Annotated in this window: 15 protein-coding genes and 1 pseudogene; 7 read left to right on the top strand and 9 right to left on the bottom strand. The window is 69.5% G+C overall.

Annotation, left to right across the window (positions count from 1 at the left end; all coding sequences use genetic code 11):
- Nucleotides 1-19: 19 nt before the first annotated feature.
- The 3 genes from ACTJI2_RS16985 to ACTJI2_RS16975 all read right to left on the bottom strand — a co-directional run bounded on the left by ACTJI2_RS16985 (nt 20) and on the right by ACTJI2_RS16975 (nt 2839).
- Nucleotides 20-1303, bottom strand: coding sequence for an MFS transporter (locus ACTJI2_RS16985; protein WP_192199295.1), 1284 nt, complete (start codon nt 1301-1303; stop codon nt 20-22).
- Between the two features lie 301 nt (nt 1304-1604).
- Nucleotides 1605-2222 (bottom strand): Pr6Pr family membrane protein, encoded by a 618-nt coding sequence (locus ACTJI2_RS16980; RefSeq protein ID WP_440842819.1) that lies wholly within the window; start codon nt 2220-2222, stop codon nt 1605-1607.
- A gap of 275 nt (nt 2223-2497) precedes the next feature.
- A complete protein-coding gene (locus tag ACTJI2_RS16975; protein WP_440842818.1) occupies nt 2498-2839 on the bottom strand; it encodes a TfoX/Sxy family protein in 342 nt (113 codons plus the stop codon).
- A gap of 66 nt (nt 2840-2905) precedes the next feature.
- On the opposite strand from ACTJI2_RS16975, the gene ACTJI2_RS16970 reads away from it, so the two are divergent.
- Together ACTJI2_RS16970 and ACTJI2_RS16965 are read left to right on the top strand one after the other, a co-directional pair.
- The gene (locus tag ACTJI2_RS16970; RefSeq protein ID WP_440842817.1) at nt 2906-3862 is read left to right on the top strand and encodes a DMT family transporter; all 957 of its coding nucleotides are present in this window, start codon (nt 2906-2908) and stop codon (nt 3860-3862) included.
- Nucleotides 3863-4016: 154 nt separating this feature from the next.
- A complete protein-coding gene (locus ACTJI2_RS16965; RefSeq protein ID WP_440842816.1) occupies nt 4017-5096 on the top strand; it encodes a DUF1176 domain-containing protein in 1080 nt (359 codons plus the stop codon).
- Between the two features lie 144 nt (nt 5097-5240).
- Here ACTJI2_RS16965 and ACTJI2_RS16960 read toward each other — a convergent pair whose 3' ends face one another.
- The 5 genes from ACTJI2_RS16960 to ACTJI2_RS16940 form a co-directional block, all read right to left on the bottom strand.
- A complete protein-coding gene (locus tag ACTJI2_RS16960) occupies nt 5241-5663 on the bottom strand; it encodes a universal stress protein (protein ID WP_183638435.1) in 423 nt (140 codons plus the stop codon).
- A gap of 103 nt (nt 5664-5766) precedes the next feature.
- Nucleotides 5767-6927: an AAA family ATPase gene (locus tag ACTJI2_RS16955; RefSeq protein ID WP_440842815.1), complete on the bottom strand. Its 1161-nt coding sequence runs from the start codon at nt 6925-6927 to the stop codon at nt 5767-5769.
- A gap of 5 nt (nt 6928-6932) precedes the next feature.
- The gene (locus ACTJI2_RS16950) at nt 6933-7652 is read right to left on the bottom strand and encodes a pseudouridine synthase (protein ID WP_440842814.1); all 720 of its coding nucleotides are present in this window, start codon (nt 7650-7652) and stop codon (nt 6933-6935) included.
- 39 nt (nt 7653-7691) lie between these two features.
- The gene (locus ACTJI2_RS16945) at nt 7692-10082 is read right to left on the bottom strand and encodes a putative bifunctional diguanylate cyclase/phosphodiesterase (protein WP_440842813.1); all 2391 of its coding nucleotides are present in this window, start codon (nt 10080-10082) and stop codon (nt 7692-7694) included.
- A 254-nt stretch (nt 10083-10336) separates the two neighbouring features.
- Nucleotides 10337-10744 carry an MliC family protein gene (locus ACTJI2_RS16940; RefSeq protein ID WP_440842812.1) on the bottom strand — a complete coding sequence of 136 codons (408 nt, stop codon included), beginning with the start codon at nt 10742-10744 and terminating at the stop codon, nt 10337-10339.
- Between the two features lie 238 nt (nt 10745-10982).
- Here ACTJI2_RS16940 and ACTJI2_RS16935 point away from each other — a divergent pair, with 238 nt between their 5' ends.
- The 5 genes from ACTJI2_RS16935 (at nt 10983) to ACTJI2_RS16915 (ending at nt 16734) form a co-directional block, all read left to right on the top strand.
- Entirely contained in the window at nt 10983-11549 is a 567-nt protein-coding gene (locus ACTJI2_RS16935; RefSeq protein ID WP_440842811.1) for a YybH family protein, read from the top strand.
- A 78-nt stretch (nt 11550-11627) separates the two neighbouring features.
- Nucleotides 11628-12713 (top strand): sensor histidine kinase, encoded by a 1086-nt coding sequence (locus ACTJI2_RS16930; RefSeq protein WP_440842810.1) that lies wholly within the window; start codon nt 11628-11630, stop codon nt 12711-12713.
- Entirely contained in the window at nt 12710-13474 is a 765-nt protein-coding gene (locus ACTJI2_RS16925; protein WP_440842809.1) for a LytR/AlgR family response regulator transcription factor, read from the top strand. Before ACTJI2_RS16930 ends, ACTJI2_RS16925 begins: the two co-directional genes overlap by 4 nt.
- 118 nt (nt 13475-13592) lie before the next feature.
- On the top strand, nt 13593-15152 hold the full coding sequence (locus ACTJI2_RS16920) for a serine hydrolase domain-containing protein (protein WP_440842808.1): 1560 nt from the start codon (nt 13593-13595) through the stop codon (nt 15150-15152).
- Nucleotides 15153-15435: 283 nt separating this feature from the next.
- Complete coding sequence (locus ACTJI2_RS16915; protein ID WP_440842807.1) at nt 15436-16734, top strand: acetamidase/formamidase family protein; 1299 nt, start codon at nt 15436-15438, stop codon at nt 16732-16734.
- A gap of 24 nt (nt 16735-16758) precedes the next feature.
- Here the strand turns inward: ACTJI2_RS16915 and ligD are convergent.
- Nucleotides 16759-19324, bottom strand: a pseudogene (gene ligD, locus ACTJI2_RS16910) (DNA ligase D).
- Between the last annotated feature and the right edge of the window lie 27 nt (nt 19325-19351).

Raw genomic sequence — 19351 nt, 5'->3', positions numbered from 1 at the left:
GCTCCTACAAAGGCCTTCGTCAACCGCGCCGCATCGACAGCAGCGCCACCAGCACGCCGATGCCGCAGGCGAAGGCCACGTAGTGCGCCGGGGCGGTCTTGCCCAGATGGGTGGACAGGTAGGCCACCAGCGGTGGGGTCAGGCCACCGAACAGCGCATACGCGACGTTGTAGGAAAACGACACGCCGGAGAACCGCACCGCCGGCGGGAACGCCGCGATCATCAACGCCGGCACCGCGCCGACCACGCCGATGCAGAAACCGGCCAGCGCATAGCGCGGCACGAACTGCGAGGCATCCCCCGCCGCCAGCGGCAGGTACAGCGCATAGATCGACGCGGCCAGCGCGAGCGATCCGACCAGCAGCGTGGCCGCCACGCCGAAGCGGTCCACCGCCCAGCCCGCCGCCAGGCAACCGAAGATCAGCGCGGCCGTCGCCACGCTGCCGCCCTGGAACGCCAGCGCCGGCGGCAGTCCGAACGAGGACTGCACCAGGTTGGGCGTGAGCAGCACGCCCACCACGATCGCGGCGGTCAGCAGCCAGGACGCCAGCATCGAACGCAGCACCGCGCCCGCGTGTCCGGCCAGCGCCTGCCGTACCGGCAAACCCTCCGCCAGCTGCCGGCGCGCGCGCATCTCCACGAACACCGGCGTCTCCTGCAGCCAGCGGCGCAGGAACACCGCGAACAGGCCGAACGCGCCACCGAGCAGGAAGGGCAGCCGCCACCAGCCGCCGGCAACCTCGGCCGGGGTCATCGTCGTATTGATCCAGGCCGCCAGCAGCGAACCGATCAGGATGCCGGCGGTGAGTCCGGCGGTCAGGCTGGCGCAGGCGAAACCCACGTGCCGCGCCGGCACGTGTTCGGCCACGAACACCCACGCGCCCGGCACCTCGCCGCCCACCGCGATGCCCTGCACGATGCGCAGCAGCAACAGCAGCAGCGGTGCCAGCAGGCCAATCTGCGCATAGGTCGGCAGCAGGCCGATCAGCAGGGTCGGCACCGCCATCAGCAGCACGCTGAGGGTGAACATGCGCTTGCGCCCGCCGCGATCGCCGAAATGCGCCATCACGATGCCGCCCAGCGGACGCGCCAGGTAGCCGGCGGCGAAGATGCCATACACCTGCAATTGCGCCAGCCACGGCTCGGTGCCCGGCGGGAAGAACAGCTCACCCAGGACGCGGGTGAAGAACACGAACACCACGAAGTCATAGAACTCCAGCGCACCGCCGAGCGCGGCCAGCCCGAGCGTCTTGCCGTCTTGCCGGTTGAACGCCCGGTGATGCTGCCCTTCGATGGAAGTCATGCGCGGTCCCGCGTTCGCCGAAGGCGGCGAACATGGCATGCCCGGCGGCCCCTCGTCCACCGCCTCCCCAAGGACGGAAACACGCCCCTCCTGTAGGAGCGACGTAAGTCGCGACCCTTTCGAAGGGTCAACTCAAAAGCCAAGGGCATCGCGACTCACGTCGCTCCCACAAGGGCGGGGATGGGCGAACTCCTATCCTGTGGGAGCGACGTCAGTCGCGAGCTTTTGCCTTTCGCTTGTTCTCCGTCCGTCGCCACCTGGAGTGATGCGGTCGCGACTGACGTCGCTCCTACGGGGGATATCAGGGATTCGGGGCGTGCCGGCGTCGCGACAGCAGGCGATCCAGGGCCAGCAGGATGCCGCCCAGCAACAGGAATACGACCAGGATGCCGATCGCGTTGATCGCGGTGCGGGCGTAGCCCAGCTTGCCGGCATCGATGAACGGATACGGGTACTCGCCCAGCCAGGCGCCGCGCAGCAGCACCCACGCCAGGTACAGCAGCGGGAACAGCAGCCAGGCCACCGCGTCGCGTAGATTCAAGCGGCCATGCGGCGCGGCCGCCAGCCACCACCCGACATACAGCAGCGGGGTGGCGTAGTGCAGGCCGGTGTCGGCCCACCATTGCAGTCCCTGCGGCTGCCACAGGTGGCGCAGGATCAACAGGTAGATCAGCCCGGTCACGCCGATATACAGCGCGATGGCGCCACGCACGCGCAGCCGCGAAAAGAATCCGTCGGCACCGCGCAGCGCGGCCACGCACACCGCGACCACGCCCAGGTTGCTGAGGATGGTGAAGTAGCTGAAGAAACGCAGCGTGCCCAACGCCACGCCGACGTTGTCGCGGGTCAGCTCCAGCAACAACAGGTATTGCAGCACCAGCGACGACGCCGAGACCGCCGCGACGATGGCGGCGCACATACGTCCTTTCGGAGTCAGTCCAGGTTCCATTGGCGGGGCCGCATGGGGAGACGGACGACAGCCTGTCATAAAACCGGGCGGAACTGTACGACTGGCCGTCCGTTTGCGGGATGGGAGCGCGGGCCTGTCCGTCTCGTGGATGAAGGCTGCGGGCTTCGGATTGCTGTTCGGTTGTCAAAGGGTATCGGCTTCGGTTGCCCCCCACCCCAGCCCTCCCCCGCTTGCGGGGGAGGGGGCTGGCGGCTGTGATGGCAAAAGTCCGCTGGCTGGCGGGATCAGCGTCGTCGGGCAGGCCGTCGCCGCGCGGCCTCCAGCGCCTTCTGCGCCCACGGCCGCATCGCCGCCGCCGACTCCAGCGCCTCGGCCGGGGGCGTCCAGTAGCCGGGCACATGGCCGTCCCGCACCGGCCGGTAGACGAAAGGTTCGCCGCCGGCGTCGCGGAACGCGTCGACGCTGGCCGGATCAGTCTTCAGATACAGGGTTTCGTCCATGACCAGCCCGAACATGCAGTCGTCCAGGTAGACGCCGAGGCCGCCGAACATCGGCCGCAGCCGCACCGCGCCCAGGCTGGCCAGCAGTTCGCGCAGGTGTTCGGCGAATTCGTGATGCGCGTGCATGCGGCCTCGTGCGGATCCGGGCGTGGCGGCGTCGCCAGTGCGCGCCGCTTCGGCCACAATACGCGCATGCCGATGACCCCGCACGCCAGAGCGCAACTGCAAATCCACTTCTGCGTGCTGTTGTGGGGCTTCACCGCCATCCTCGGCAAGCTCATCACCCTGCCGGCGCTGCCGCTGGTGTGGTGGCGCATGTTGCTGGTGGTGGTCGCGCTGGCGCTGCTGCCGCGGGTCTGGCGCGGCCTGCGCGCCATGTCGCCGCGATTGATGCTGGCCTACGCCGGCATCGGCGCGCTGGTGGCACTGCATTGGTTGACCTTCTACGGCGCAATCAAGCTGGCCAACGCCTCGGTGGCGGCAACCTGCATCGCGCTGGCGCCGGCGTTCACTTCGGTACTGGAACCGTGGCTGGCGCGGCGTCCGTTCTCCGCGCGCGAGCTCGCGTTCGGCGTGGCCGTGCTGCCCGGCGTGGCGCTGGTGGTCGGCGGCGTGCCGGACGGCATGCGCCTGGGCGTCGCGGTGGGCGCGGTGTCGGCCCTGTTCGTGGCGCTGTTCGGCTCGCTCAACAAGCGTCTGGTCGAACACGCGGATCCGCTCACCGTCACCGCGCTGGAACTCGGCGCCGGCACCTTGCTGCTGACCGCGCTCGCGCCGCTGATGCCGCTGCTGTTCCCCGCCTTCGCCGGTGATTTGCTGGTGCTGCCCGGCCTGCGCGACGGCGCCTATCTGGTCGCGCTGTCGCTGCTGTGCACGCTGCTGCCATTCGCGCTGTCGTTGGTGGCGCTGCGCCACCTGACCGCATACGGCGTGCAACTGGTGACGAACCTGGAACCGATCTACGCGATCCTGCTGGCCATCGCGCTGCTGGGCGAACAGCGCGAGCTGACCCCGCTGTTCTACCTGGGCGTGGCGATCATCCTGGCCGCCGTGTTCCTGCATCCGCTGCTGGAACGGCGCAAGGCCACCGGCGCGGTGCATCACCCGGAAGTGCTGGGGACTTCCGAGGCCAAGAACCTGGTGGATTGAACCGCCACGCAGACGCGCAGATCAACGTTCAAATTGCCCAGCTCAAAGTGAGTTGAACGCGCGCCCTGCCGGGTGCAGATTGCACGTCTCGTTTTTCATTTCCCGGGTCCGCGCCACCACGTGCCGGAATGCCATGTCCAAGGAAGTCCTAATCATGCGCCGTCTCCTCCCCCTGCTCCTGCTGTGCGTGTCGGCCAGCGCCTGCGCGACCACGCCGGTCTACCGCCAGTTCAAGGACTGGGTGGTCGCCTGCGACAACACCGCCCGCTGCGAGGCACGCGGTGCCAATGAAATCTCGCCGCTGATGCTGCGGCTGATCGCGGAGGCCGGGCCGGCAGGCGGGCTGTCGTTGGCGCTGGAATCCGGCGTGCCGGTGGATCTGGCCACACTGCGCGTCGACGGCAAGCCGCTGGCGCTGGAGGCGCGCCACTGGACGCTGTCGCCCGAGCAGGACGGCATGCAGACGCTGGACAGCCACGACCCGGATCGCGTGCGCGCCCTGCTGAAGGTCCTGCGCAACGGCCATGAGCTGACCTTCGGCGATGGCGAACGCGAACGCGGCGTGCCACTGGACGGGCTGAGCGCGAGCCTGCTCCTCATCGATGAAACCCAGGGCCGGCTCGGCAACGTCACCGCGCTGCTGCGCAGTGGCGACAAACCGGCATCGCAGGTGCCCGCCGCGCCCGCGCCGCCGCCCGCGGTGAAACCGGCGTCGGCCCTGCAACCGCTGGATGACGACACACGTGAGCGTCTGATCGGCGCGGTGCGGCGGGCGCAATCGGCGCTGCTGGAGACGGAGAACTGCCACAGGCCGGCGGGAGATGATTCCACCGACAACACCTTCGATATCGCCGTGGGACTGACCCCGCGCGAAGCGCTGGTCCTGATCGAATGCTGGCGCGGCGCCTACCAATCGTCGCATATGGCTTTCCGCACCCCGATGGATCGCCCCGCCGATGCGCGCCGGCTGGTCCTGCCGACGCCGACGTGCTCATCGCCGGACGAAGGGCGGCAGGCTGCCTGGGACGCCTTCACCAATGCCGGCTACAACAACGACGAGTCGGTCCTGTACCACATGGCCAAGGGCCGCGGCCTGGCCGACTGCGGCGAGAGCGCCAGTTGGGTGTTCGACGGCCGCGACTTCCAACTGGTCCAGTGGAATTACCTGGGCAGTCGCCGCGGCGGTGAACCGGGCGACTGGCCCGCGCTGTGGCGCAGCGCGGGCTCGCCGTAAGCGCGAAGCGCGCGACGCCCCCCCTTGATAGCCCCTCTTTCACCCCCCCTTTTTCCAAAGGGGGCGGTCACCTGCGCAGCAGGTGACCGGGGACTTGCTTCTCGGGCCACTCACCCGGAAGGATCACTTGCTCCCGCGCAAGCCTCAGCGCACCACCATCACCGGCACCGGGCTGGTGGCGATGACCTTGCTGGCGACGGAACCCAGCAGCAGGCTCTTCAGGGTGCCGCGACCGTGGCTGCCCATCAGGATCAGATCGGCGCGATCGGCCTTGGCCAGCCGCACCAGGGTCTCGGCCACCGGCCCCACCGCGCGGTGTTCGGTGAACGGCAGGCGATTGCGCTTCATCGCCGCGCGCACCTTGCGCAGCACCGCCGCGGCGGTGTCGGCGTAATAGGCTTCCGAGCCATCCACGCCCAGTTCCTTGGCCACCGCCTTGGGCAGCGGCAGGTTGACATAGACCAGGGCGATCGACGGCGGCGCCGACAGTTGCTTGGCCAACTGCGCGGCATGCTTGACGACCTGCAGCGCGGTCTCGCTTTCATCGACGGCCAACAGAATCTTCATCGCGCGGCTCCTTGGGAAAGATGCCGGTGGGATCCCGGCCCATCCAAGTTATCGGGTCCGCGCCGGCACGACCTTGATCGCGATCAAGCGGCGCCGCATGTATTCAGCGCTCGGGCCAGTGCCAGGCCGGCCGGTCCAGCAGACCCTGCCCCGCCACGCCGGTCTGGCCCAGCGCCTTTTCAAGCTGGACCGTGTGGCAGTCCTCGTGTTCCTCCAGCGCGGCGATCAGCCGCGAGGCGTGCGACACCACCCACACCTGACCACGTTGCGCCGCCTGCGCGATCAGCCGCGCCAGCGCCGGCAGCAGGTCTGGATGCAGGCTGGTCTCCGGCTCGTTGAGCACCATCAGCGGCGGTGGGCGCGGCGTGTGCAGGGCCGCGATCCACAGCAGGTAGCGCAGGGTGCCATCGGACAGTTCGGCCGCCGACAGCGGCCGCAGCAGGCCGTGCTGGGCGAACACCAGTTGGAACCGTCCGTCGCGGACGTCCACCTCCACCCGCGCGCCGGGAAAGGCGTCCTCGACCGTCGCGTCCAGCGCCGCGCGATCACCGATCTCGCGGATGGTCTGCCAGGCCGCCGCCAGATCGTGGCCGTCGTGGCTCAGCACCGGCGTGCGGGTGCCCAGCTGCGGCAGCCGCGCCGGCGCTTCGGCGTCGGTGCGGAAATGATCGTAGAAGCGCCAGCCGCGAATCCGCTCGCGCAGGTCCAGCACTTCCGGCGCGCTGACCGGATCGGCGATCTGGGTGAACAGGCTTTCGAACGGGGTCAGGTGTTCGGCCACGACCCGCCATCCACGCCCTTCGCGGATCCGCGCCATCGGCCCGCGCCGATCCACCAGCGCGTTGGCCTCGCGCAGGAACGGCCCGCTCCAGATCACCTCGCGCTTGATTTCCGGATCCAGCGCGAACGCCGACATCGACGGAACCGGCAGTCCCAGATCGATGGCGTAGCCGAAGTCCTCGCCGGCGAATCCCAGCCGCAGCGCCACCGGCGCCTGCCGCGGTCCACCCTGCACCGGCACCTCGCCGCGGCGCATGCCGGCACTGAACTGTTCCGGCCCCGCCCACAGCACTGACGGCAGGCCGCCTTCCCGCGCCAGCGCGCGCACCACCCCGCCCTGCGCGGTCTCGGCCAGCAGGCGCAGCGCGCGATAGAGATTGGACTTGCCGCTGCCGTTGGCGCCGGTGATCAGGTTGAGCCGCGCCATCGGCATCTCCAGTTCGCGCAGCGAACGGTAGTTGCCGATGGCCAGCGTGCGCAGCACGGCGGCTACCAGTCCTGGTGCTGCGGCAACAATCCGCGCAATTCGGCGTCGGTCAGGTTGCGCCACTGGCCGGGCTTGAGCGCGCCCAGCTTGAGGTTGTCGATGCGCACGCGACGCAGTTGGGTGACCCGGTAGCCGAACTCGGCCGACATCAGCCGGATCTGCCGGTTCAGGCCCTGGGTGAGGATGATGCGGAAGCCGAACTTGGCGATCCGGCTGGTCCGGCACGGCAGGGTCATCTGCCCGTGGATGCGCACGCCGCGCGCCATCCCGCGCAGGAACTCGTCGGTGACCGGCTTGTTCACCGCCACCAGGTATTCCTTCTCGTGGCGGTTCTCCGCGCGCAGGATCTGGTTGACGATGTCGCCGTTGCTGGTCATCAGGATCAGCCCTTCGGAATCCTTGTCCAGGCGACCGATCGGGAAGATGCGCTGTTCGTGGCCGACGAAGTCCACGATATTCCCCTTCACCGAACTCTCGGTGGTGCAGGTGACGCCGACTGGCTTGTTCAGCGCGATGTAGACATGCTTGCGCTTGCCGGCCTTCACCGTGCGCGCCTTCAGCGGCTGGCCGTCCACCCGGACCTCGTCGTCCTCGCCGACCACCGCGCCGACGCCCGCGGGCTGGCCATTGACGGTGACGCGGCGCTCGGCGATCAGGCGGTCGGCCTCGCGGCGGGAACAGAAGCCGGTTTCGGCGATGTGCTTGTTGAGGCGGGTGGTCATGCGCGAATTATCGACGATTCCCGGCCCGGCCACAGCGGTTCAGCCGGACATCGCCCCGATCGGATCCGGCCGGGTCGCCTTCCACTCGCGGATCAGCCCCGCCAGCGGCATCGGCGCGTGGATGGCGTAGCCCTGGGCGTAGTCGATGCCCACTTCCGCCAACCGCACCATCGCCGCCTCGTTCTCCACCCATTCGGCGATGGTGCGCTTGCCCAGCGCCCGGCCGACCTGCGCCATCGAGCGGACCAGGGCGAGATCGACGTTGTCCCGGCCCAGGTCGCGGATGAAGGCGCCGTCGATCTTCAGGATGTCCACGTCCAGGCTCTTGAGATAGGCGAACGAGGACAGGCCGCTGCCGAAGTCGTCCAGGGCGATGCGGCAGCCGCGCGTGCGCATGGCCTCGATGAACAGGCAGGCATCGGTGAGGTTGCCGATCACCGCGGTCTCGGTGATCTCGAAGCACAGCTTGTTGGCCACGCCGGGATGGCGATCCAGCTGCTCGGCGGCGAACTGGCGGAACAGCGGATCGGCGATGGACTGCGCCGACACGTTGACGTGGCACAGATCCAGGCTGAGCAGGTGGCGGGTGTCGCGGCTGATCAGTTCCAGGGTGGACGCCAGCACGTGGCGATCCAGCATCATCGCCTGGCCGTAGCGCTCCAGCGGCGGCAGGAAATAGCCCGGCCCGTGGATGCGGCCCTCGTGATCGATCATCCGCACCAGCACTTCGTATTGCAGCCGCTCCTCGCCGCGCAGCGGCTTGATCCGCTGGGCGTACAGCAGCAGGCGGTCCTCGGCGATGGCCAACTGGATGTGCGCCACCCAGTCCAGTTCGGTCTGCCTGCGCGCGAACGCCTCGTCGGTCTCGCGATAGCAGCGGATGCGGTTGCGGCCTTCCTCCTTGGCCAGGTAGCAGGCGGTGTCGGCCGCACGCAGCAACCAGTCGGCGTCGCTGGTATCCGGATTGATCTCGACCACCCCGATGCTGCAGCCCAGGCCGAACTTGCGGTCGTTCCAGTGGAAGGCCGACTGGGCCAGGCGGGCGTGGATGCGCTGCGCCACCCGTTCGGCATCCTCCAGGGTCGCGTGCGCCAGGAAAATCGCGAACTCGTCGCCGCCCAGCCGTCCCACCCAGTCCTCGCCGCGCAGCTGCGAGGCCAGCGCGTGCGCGAACTGGCGCAGGAAGCGATCGCCGGCGGCGTGGCCGCAGGTGTCGTTGACCAGCTTGAGCTGATCCAGATCGACGAAGCACAGCGCATGCCGGGCCGGCTGGCGCTGCACCGCCAGGGTGATCTGGCCCAGCCGGCGCTCGATCTCGCGCCGGTTGATCAGGCCGGTGAGATCGTCGTGGCTGGCCTGGTGGGCAATCTCGCTGGCCAGCTCGCGCGCTTCGGACACGTCCTCCACCACCGCGAAGATGCGCTCGCCCTCGCGGTCGCCGCCGGTGATGACCGAGGCACTCCAGCGCACCCAGCGGCTGCTGCCGTCGCTGCGGCGCAAGCGGCGTTCGCCCGGTTCGAGCATCCGCGCCCAGTCGGGACGGCCGTCGGCATCGACATGCAGATCCTCGGCATGCAGCAGATCCTGCAAATGGCCGCGCCGCAATTCCTCCAGCGGTCGCGCCAGGATCTGCGCCAGCACCTCGTTGGCCTGAGTGATGCGGCCCTCGCGATCCAGCTTGAGCATGCCGACCGCGGCCTGGTGGAAAGCCGCGCGGAACTCGGTCTCGGTGCGGCGGATCCGGCGCAGGGTGTGGCGCATGACCGCCAGCGCATACGCCGCCAGCGCGAAGAAGGCGAGCACCGCCAGCGCGGTCAGCGCGCCGCGCAGGAAGCGCGCGCCGTCCACCAGCGACTGCGAGAACGCGAGCTCGGCCACGCGCAGGCGCGCATCCATCGCCAGCAGGGTGCGCTGATGGTGGCGGATTTCGGCGGCGCCGATGCGGCCGGCGCGGCGGCGGCGCTCGATGTCGTCGGCCAGCGCCTGCAGGTGCAGGATGTCCACTTCCGCCTGCTTCCACAGGCGCACGGATTCACGGAAATACGGCGCGCGCGCGAACAGCCGGTACATCCGGATCAGGCGGTCGATGTCGGCCGGCGCGTTGCCGCCCTCGAGGAATCCACGCCGCGCGGCGGGAATATCGATGGGACGTCGATCCAGCGCCTCGCGGCCGGCGCGATCGCCCAGCGGCACCCGCAGCGCCTGGCGGACCCGGGCCAGATCCGCCGGATCGCCGTGTGCCGCGTAACGGTACAACGCGGACACCGCGGTCTGCTGGGCCTTGGACCAGTGGCTTTCGCCGACGATATAGGCGGTGGCCCCGGCCTGGATCTCCAGCACCGTCGCGGTCAGCAGCGCACCCAGCGCGGCGAACAGGATGATCGCCGCCACCCGTGCGGGCAGGCCCTTGCCACCGTCGTCCCTGACCATCTCGTGATTCGCGCGCGAACGCCCCTTCACCACATCGCTTCCCCTACGATGCCCGTCCCGACCTTACGTGCCACGATCACGACACGCAAGCTCGCCCCCGGCCATGCCACCTCGCCTGCGCCACGGACCCGGGATCCGCCGGCGCCGTCCCCTGGCGACGGCGGTACGGTCGCCATGACATCGGCGTCCGGAGCCAGGACTTTAACCGTGCCGCCACCGCCGGGGAGGATCGCGCCGCCCATCGTGGGTGCCGCTCATCGGAACGCCGGCGGGGGCCGGGTGCAGCGACGGTCCGCCTGTCCCTGCAGGCTCAGCAGCGCCTCGCCTTCGCTGACGACCCAGAACAGGTTGCCGGCCCCGTCGGCGTAGCGCGCGCCCGCGCCCGACGGCCGGCGCGGCAGTTCCAGCACGCGTCCATTGAACGAGATATCGACCCTGTCCTCGCCGTCGAAGTTGGCGGTGACCTGCCAGTCCCCGCATTGGTACAGGTAGGTGGTGGTGGCGTCGGCGTCGGCCGGCGGCTGCGCCCGCGTCGTCACCGGCGGCACGGGTGTTGCCGGCGCTTCCGCATGCACCGCCTGCCGCGCCTCCCGGTCCTGCCCGCAACCGGCAAGCGCCATGGCGATGGCGAGCAGGGCCGGCGGCATGATGCCCGTATGCATCGCGACCTCCTGGAGGATGCCCGACACAGGAGCGTATGCGCGCCGCGTTCGCGCGGAGTGAAGGCGGGCGAGCGGGTGCATGCAACGGCCGGACCACGCGCCGGCCTGCACGCGGACGTGTCCGCCTCACCGTTCGGCGCAACGGCCTACCCGTTGGCCGCATACCACCCGCCAGGCCCTGACGTTCCCGTGCGCCTGCCCGTGTAATGGCGCTTCCTCCCTGGCGCCGGAGCCACCCATGAGTCCGCAACGCATCTACCTCGCCTGCCTGCTGTCGCTGGCCGCCTTCGCCATTCCCTCTGCTGCACATGCACAGGCAGCCCCGGCGGCGGCATCCACCGCTGGATCCACCCCGATGTCCGCCGCCGACAGGGCCGCGATCGAACAGGTGGTCGAACGCTTCCGCACCGCCATCATCGCCAAGGACAAACCGGGCTTCCTTGCCCTGTTCCTGCCCGGATCCGTGGCATGGGAAAGCGCGATCGGCGACGAAAGCCTGCAACGCCTGCGCGGCAAGCGGCCGGAGACGCAGAAGGTCAAGCCAGACCCGCAGCACAATCCGGTGTCCTTCATCGACGGCATCGTCACCGAACCCCGGTCGACCGAAGAGAAGTTCCGCAATCTGCGCATCGACGGCGATGCCGATGTCGCCTCGGTGGTGTTCGACTACTCCTTCCACGAGGGTGGCCGCGAAACCAACAGCGGCGTGGAGGCGTGGCATCTGGTGCGCACCGAACAAGGCTGGCGGATCGTGTCGGTGATCTGGTCGATGAACCTGCCGCCGAAGCCGGCGACCGCCGGCTGATGCCGGCGCGGGGCGCGGCGATGGCATCATGGCGCCGCCCGCCTCCGCCCCCCTTTCGCCATGGCAGTCGCCGAGCCCATGACCATCCGCCCTTCCGCCGAACCGCCTTTCTGGCTGCCATTGCTGGCCGGCCTGCCAATCGGCCTGTGCCTGGTGGTGATGGCGCTGCCGGCGCTGGGCCACGGCCACGCTACCGCCTATCGGACGCTGTACCTGCTGGCGTTCCTGGCCTGGCTGCCGCCGCTGGCGGCGCTGCAACGCGGACTGTGGCGACGGCGCCTGCCGATCGCCCTGACCGCCGGCATCCTGTTGCTGGCGACCTACGCGATGTCGGTGTTCAACAACCTGCTCGGCGATCTGATGGCCTTGTCCGCCGGCTGGTCGCGCGCGGACGAATTCCGTTTCGCGGGCCTGTTCAACGGGCTGGAGAGCTGCTGGCTGGCGCTGATCGCGTTCTGCGCGATGCACGCCGTCATCGCCTACTACGTGGAGCTCAAGCACGAGAAGCAGCAGCGCGAGCAGGCGCATCTGCTGGCGCGCGACGCGGAACTGCGCGCGTTGCGCTACCAGTTGCATCCGCACTTCCTGTTCAACACCCTCAACGCCATCTCCACCCTGGTCGCCGAGGAACGCGGCCATGACGCGCGCCGCATGATCAGCCAGCTGGCCGGGTTCCTGCGTGCCAGCCTGGACGGCGGCGGCCAGCACGAAGTCAGCGTGGCCGAGGAAATCGCCTTGACCGATGCCTATCTGGACATCGAGAAGGCGCGCCTCGGCGAACGCCTCCAGCTCGCCTGGCGCATCGACGCCGAACTACTGCACGCGGCCATGCCGTACCTGCTGCTGCAACCGCTGGTGGAGAACGCGATCCGGCACGGCATCGCGCCACGCGCGACGCCGGGACGGCTCGACATCCGGATCAGCCGCCACGCCGAGCGCCTGCTGCTGCAACTGGACAACGACATGGACGCCGCCATCGCGCCAACCGTGCCGCGCGATGCCGCGGTCGGACTGCGCAACGTCGCCGAGCGGCTGGCGCGGCTGTATCCCGACGATCACCATTTCCACGCCGGCCCGCGGCCCGACGGCCACGGCTACCGGGTCAGCCTCGATTTGCCATTCCGCGTGGCCATCACCGCGCCGCAGGCGCAGGCCGCCGCATGATGCGGGTGGCCGTGGTCGACGACGAACCGCTGGCGCGGCGCGGGGTGATCGCGCGGCTCGCCGCGCATCCGGACATCGTGCTGGCCGGCGAGTACGCCGATGGCCGGCAGGCGCTGGAAGGACTGGGCCGGGAGCCGGTGGACGTGGTGTTCGTCGACGTGCAGATGCCCACCCTGGACGGCCTGTCGATGCTGGCGGCGCTGCCCGCCGGCCGCCAGCCGCTGAGCATCCTGCTGACCGCGCATGATCGCTTCGCCCTGCGCGCATTCGAACTCAGGGCCATCGACTACCTGCTCAAACCGATCGACGACGAACGTTTTGCCGAAGCACTCGCGCGCGCGCGCCAGCTGCATCACTGGCGCATGTCGGGCGCCGACACGACCGGCGCGGAAGAAGCCGCGCCGGATGCCGACCACACACTGCCGCCGGCACGCCGCTTTTCGGTGCGGGTCGGCCGGCGCCTGACCTTCGTCGAGGTCGACGAAGTGGAATGGATCCAGGCCGACGGCGATTACGCCGTGCTGCATGCGCGCGGCCAGCGCCACCTGCTGCGCGAGTCCCTGCAACGGCTGGCCACGCGGCTGGATCCGCTGCGGTTCCTGCGCGTGCACCGTTCGGCCATCGTGCGCGTCGACTGCGTGAGCGAACTGCAGGCGCTGCCCAATCGCGACGCCCTGCTGCGCCTGCGCGACGGTACCCCGCTGCGTGCCAGCCGCACCTACATCGACGCCCTGCTGGCGCATCTCCAGCCTCCAGCCTGAGCTTCCCCGGCAGCTCCCGCACGGACGGGCGCATCGGCCGCACGGTCGGCCGCAGCGGTGCACCCGGCAGCGGCCACGCGCCCTAGAGTCCGGACTTCCACCACTCGCAGCCCCGCGCATGCACCGGACTTCCGCGTTTTTTCCACGCCCCGCCATCGCCTCTAGTTTCCATGCCGTGCTCGCCGGCCTGTGGCTGGCGGCAGCCGCCCTGCCCGTGCTCGCGCAGCAAGCGGGGAATGCATCTTCCCTCGCCGCGCTGGAGCACGGACTGCGGCCCAACCTGCTCCCGGCCGGCACGCCCGAACCGCGCTGGTCGTTGCGCGAACGCATGGCGCACCACCGCGTGCCCGGCGTGGCGGTCGCGGTGATCCGCGACGGACGGCTGGTGGCCGCCGCGGGCTACGGTGTGCTGCGCGCCGACGGGAACACGCCGGTGGATGCCGACACGCTGTTCAATGTCGGCTCCATCAGCAAGGTGGTGACCGCCGCAGTGTCGCTGCGCCTGGTCGCGAAGGGCAGGATGGATCTGGACGCCGACATCAACCAGGTACTGCGCGGCTGGCGACTGCCCGCCTGGCGGGAGGTACCACCGGCTCCGGTCAATCTGCGCATGCTGATGTCGCACACCGCCGGACTCAATGTGCACGGCTTCCCCGACTACCTGCCCGGCGAGGCCACGCCCACCCTGCTGCAGACACTGGAAGGATTGCCGCCCGCGCGCACGCCGGCGATCCGCCTGCAGCACCGGCCCGGCCGGCTGGTCGATTATTCCGGCGGCGGCACGCTCATCCAACAGCGGATGATCGAGGACGTCAGCGGCGCGCCGCTGGAAACCAGCGGGCGTGCAGAAGTGTTCACGCCACTCGGCATGGCACGCAGCACCTTCCGGGATCCGGCGGACGCCGCACGTGGCAATGTCGCCTCCGCCCACGATGCGGAAGGCCACCCGGTCGCGCTGCCGCGCGGATGGCAGACCTTCCCGCAGGAGGCGCCAGCGGGCCTGTGGACCAGTGCCCACGATCTGGGTGCTTTCGTCGGCGCGCTGATCCGCAGCTACCAGGGCCGCGACGACTACCTGCCCCATCCGCTGGCGATCCAGATGATGACCGAGGTGGCACCGGGCAACTTCGGTCTGGGGCCACGTCTGGAAGGCGTCGGCGAACAGCGCGTGTTCCACCACGGCGGTTCCAACGACAGCTATCACGCCTGGATCGAGGGCTACCTGGAAACCGGCGATGGCCTGGTCATCCTCACCAACGGCGAGAACGGCTGGGCGCTGCGCGGCGAAATCCGCAACGCGCTGTCCGATGCATTCGGCCACGGCGTCAATCCACTGTTGCGCACGATTGACCTGGATGCGGCCAGCGCGCGCGTCGCCGACTACGCCGGGCACTACGTTCGCGACACCCGGGTGCCGGAGGATCTGCGCGGACCGCTGGCCGACGCGTTCGACAACGGCGCCGCCACGCTGGACATCCGCTTTGACGGGCAGGTGCTGTCGGTGGTCCTGCCGGACGAAACAGGCACGCTGCAGCCACTCGCCTCCAATCGCTTCATCGCGCCCACCGTGTTCTCCACCGGTTATACCTTCCATCGTGACGCCGGAGGCGAGGTCCGCGGACTGACCTTGTCGCTGGGCGAAGGGCGGGCCTACTACCGGCGTGTGCCGTCGCGTTGAGTCGCGGCCGATCGCCTTGCTTCGCGCCAGGAGCCAATCCCCCGTCACCTGCTTCGCAGGTGCCCGCCCCCTTTTTAAAGGGGGCTCACTCCTCCGGACTCCACGTTGGCGGAAGCACTCGCATTCCGGCTGTGCCTCCCCCTTTGAAAAAGGGGGACTGAGGGGGATTTTCTCCAGGTGCCACGCACGGCAGGCGTCCCCCTGCAACAGGAATCCAAACCGACCCGCAACGATCCCGCCTCCTCGCCGCATCTCCTCCGGAAGATTCCCTCGGAGCCCGCGCATGTTCGCCCGCCTCGTCCTGCTGTGCTGCTGCCTGTGCTGGTTTCCCGCCAGCGCCACCGAACCCGAACGCTGGCGGGTGGTGATCGATCTGTGGGGCAATCCGGTCTATCAAACGCTGGAACTGACCCGCGTGGGCGCCCGGCTGGACGGCTCGCTGGACGGCGACCCGCTGACCGGCAGTCTCCAGGACAACCGGTTGCGGCTGACCGCCATCGCCGGCGACCGGCGCTACCACCTGAGCGGCATGCAGACCGGCGACAGGCTGGCGGGAACGGCGGACTTCCCGGATCCCAACCAGCCCGGGCGCCGCGCCGAACATGCCTTCACCGCGACCCGCCTGCCAGCGCGGCCCGCGACCGCGCGCATCCTCGATTTCGTACCCACGGACTATGCCAACGAATTCAGCGCGCATCGTGCGCCGGTGTTGCTGCTCTGGCCCGGCGACACGGTGCGCACGCGCACGCTCGATTCCGGCGGCGTGGACGAACACGGCGTCACCCGCGCGCTGTTCGGCAATCCGCAGGTGGGTCCCTTCTATGTCGATGGCGCCGAACCCGGCGACGTCCTCGCCGTCACCCTGCATCGCCTGCGTCCCAACCGCGATCACGCCGACAGCCTCGACGCATTGGTGGGACGCGCGCAGGGACTGGCGCTGGCGGCGCAGGCGAACGGGCTAGGCAAGCCGGTACGCTGGCGGCTGGATCGCGAGCGCGGTTTCGCCCACCCGCCGGCGGACGGTGGCCTGGAAGGGCTGTCGATTCCATTGCGGCCGATGCTCGGCGGTATCGCGGTGGCGCCCGGTTTCGGTTTTCCACCCATGTCGGCCGGCGACAGCGGCCGCTTCGGCGGCAACATGGACTTCAACCAGATCGTCGAGGGCACGACCGTCTACCTGCCGGTCGCGCAACCCGGCGCGCTGCTCTACCTGGGCGATGCGCACGCCGCGCAGGGCGACGGCGAGACATCGCAGTACGGCCTGGAAACCTCGATGGACGTGGAATTCAGCGTGGCCGTCATCAAGAAGCGGGCGCTGGCCACGCCACGGGTCGAATCGCCCACCCGGCTGATGGCGATCGGCCAGGCGGGTTCGCTGGACGAAGCGGTGCGCGCCGCCACCCAGGGCCTGATCCAGTGGTTGCAGCAGGATTACCGGCTCGGCCTGTCCGAGGCGAGCCAGTTGCTGGGCGCGGCGGTCGAATACCGGATCATCACCCTGGCCGGCCGCAACGCGGGCGTGGCGGCGATGCTGGACAAGGCCAGCCTGGCCACGCTGCGCGCGTCGCCCAGGGGCGAGTGAAAAATCGCGGCACGGTCGCCGCGTTCAATCGCCGCGCGTCAGTCCCGCCAGATTCTGGCGAATCCGTTCGATGCCGGCCCAGGGGTGCTGCTTGAGCCGGCGCAACCGCGCCGGCGCCGAATCGATATCGAAGGCGTTGCCGCCCTTCACCCGTCCCAGTTCTTCCCAGCGCAACGGCATCGCCACCGGNGCCCGGGCGCGCGCGCAACGAAAACGACGCCACGCTGGTGGCACCGCGCCCGTTGCGCAGGTAGTCGATGAAGATGCGCCCCTTGCGCAACCGCTTGCTGGAAGTGGCGACGTACTTCAGCGGCTCCATCCGCGCCATCGATTCGGCGAAGGCGTGCGCGAACGGCTTGACCTGATCCCAGCCGCAGGCCGGTCTCAGCGGCACCACCACATGCAGCCCCTTGCCGCCGGACGTGCGTACGAACGACTGCAGGCCCGCTTCCTCCAGCAGGCCGCGCATCTGTCGCGCGGCGGCCACGATTTCAGCCCACGGCACGTCGGCACCGGGATCGAGATCGAATACCACCCGATCCGCGCGATCCGGATCGTCCGCGTGCGCGCCCCACGGATGGAACTCCAGCGCGTTGAACTGGACCAGTTCGCGTACCGCCCGCGCGTCGCGCACCACCAGGTAATCCTCGGTCTGGCCGCTTTCCTCCGCCACCGGCACGCTGTCCACGTACTGCATGCCGGCGGCCAGGTGCTTCTGGAAAAAGCACGGCCGCGTCGAACCCTGCGGACAGCGGATGATCGATAGCGGACGCCCGCTGATTTCCGGCAGCAGCCACGCCATCACGGTGTCGTAGTAGTCGGCCACGTCCTGCTTGGTCTTGCCGGTGTCCGGATAGACCACCCGGCCCGGATGGGTAAGTTCGATGCCATCGTCTGCCTCCGATGCGCGCCGGGCACTTCGCTTGCCTGCCGTCTTGCCGTTCGCCTTGTCCGCCATGTCCGCCTTCCGGTCCGATGAGCGCAGATCCGCCGCGGTCTTGTCCGGCCGCAGCCCCTTCAGCGATGGCTGCCGCAACAGTCCCTGGTTGCCGACGCCACGATAGAACACTTCCACCACCACTTCCGGCGGGAACCAGCGCGCACCTCGCAGATCGGTGTCCAGCCCTTCGGGGATGTCCACGGTGGGCGTGGCGCGCGCGCGGCGCCCCAGCCTTTCCCCGAGTTCGGCCAGGGTCGCCTGGCTGAAACCGGTGCCCACCCGCCCGGCGAAACGCCAGCCGTCGTGGCCGTCGGGACGCGCCAGCAGCAGCGAGCCGAAGCCGGCGCGACTGCCCTTCGGCGGGGTCATGCCCGCCACCGCGAATTCGTCGCTCTCCTGGCGCTTGCTCTTGCGCCAGTCGTCGCCGCGCCCGGCCCGATACGGAGCGTCCGCACGTTTGGAGATGATGCCTTCCAGGTGGCGTTCGGCCGCCGCGGCGAAGGCGAGATCGCCGTGTCCCCGCACATGCGGGCTGTAGGCGATGGGCGGCCGGGCCTTTTTCAGCACGGTTTCGAGCAGGCGCTTGCGATCGACCTGCGCGACGCGGCCGATGTCCACGCCTTCCAGATGTAGCAGATCGAACAGCACGTACGACAACGGCGCGTTCTTCTCGCCGGAGAGCGTGGCCTGCAACACGCTGAAGTCGGCCTGGGTGCCGCTACCGGCGATCAATTCGCCGTCCAGCGCGGCTTCCTGCAATCCCAACTGCGCCAACGCATCGACGATCTCGGGCACCCTCCCGGTCCACTCCAGCGCATTGCGCGACCAGATCCGCACTTGTCCCGCGCGAATGACCGTCAACAGGCGATAGCCATCCCACTTGGCCTCGTGCAGCCAGTCGTCGCCCATCGGCGGCGCGCTGCCCAGTGTCGCCAGTTGGGGTTTGAACGGCCCGTCCGCCAGGCGCGCGCGGCGCGCGCCGGCAAGCGCCAGCGCGCGTTCACGCCGCTGTTCGACCATGCGCGGGGAAACGCGCGCGCGCGTTTTCTTCGCGGCGCCCTTGCGCGGCGGCGCCTGGCGCGCCTTCGCGCCCTGCTTCACTACCCGCCCCCGGCGCGTGCCCGCAGTCGGTGCCGCCACGTCGTCCAGCATGTCATCGGCCTCGCCACGCGTTGCGTAGTCGTCCTCGTCCTTGAACAGCAGCCACTGCGGCCTGGCCGAGGCGCGTCCGGTGCGCACCAGGTGCCAACCGCCCTTGAGCTTGTCGCCGAACAGTTCGAAGCGCAGATGCCCCTTCGCCAGCTGCGCCTCGGGATCGCCGCGGGTGGCCCACAGCCCGCGATCGAACAAGGCGACGTGGCCGGCACCGTATTCGCCTTCCGGAATCTCGCCCTGGAAGTCCGCATAGGCAATCGGATGATCCTCCACCTCCGCCGCCAGCCGCTTGACCTGCGGATCCAGGCTCGGACCCTTCGGCACCGCCCAGCTCTTGAGCGAGTCGCCGACCTGCAGGCGGAAGTCGTAGTGGCGATGGCTGGCATGGTGCAACTGGACCACGAAAATCGGCCGCGCCGCGCGCCCGGTACGCCCCGGGGCCGGTTCGCGGGTGCGCCCGAAGTGCCGCTTGCGCTGGTACTCCACCAGACTCATCGGTGAACCTGATCATCACACGGAGTC

The sequence above is a fragment of the Pseudoxanthomonas sp. 22568 genome, assembly GCF_052044485.1.
Classification (GTDB): domain Bacteria; phylum Pseudomonadota; class Gammaproteobacteria; order Xanthomonadales; family Xanthomonadaceae; genus Pseudoxanthomonas_A; species Pseudoxanthomonas_A beigongshangi.
This window is presented reverse-complemented; position numbering and strand designations above follow the sequence as displayed.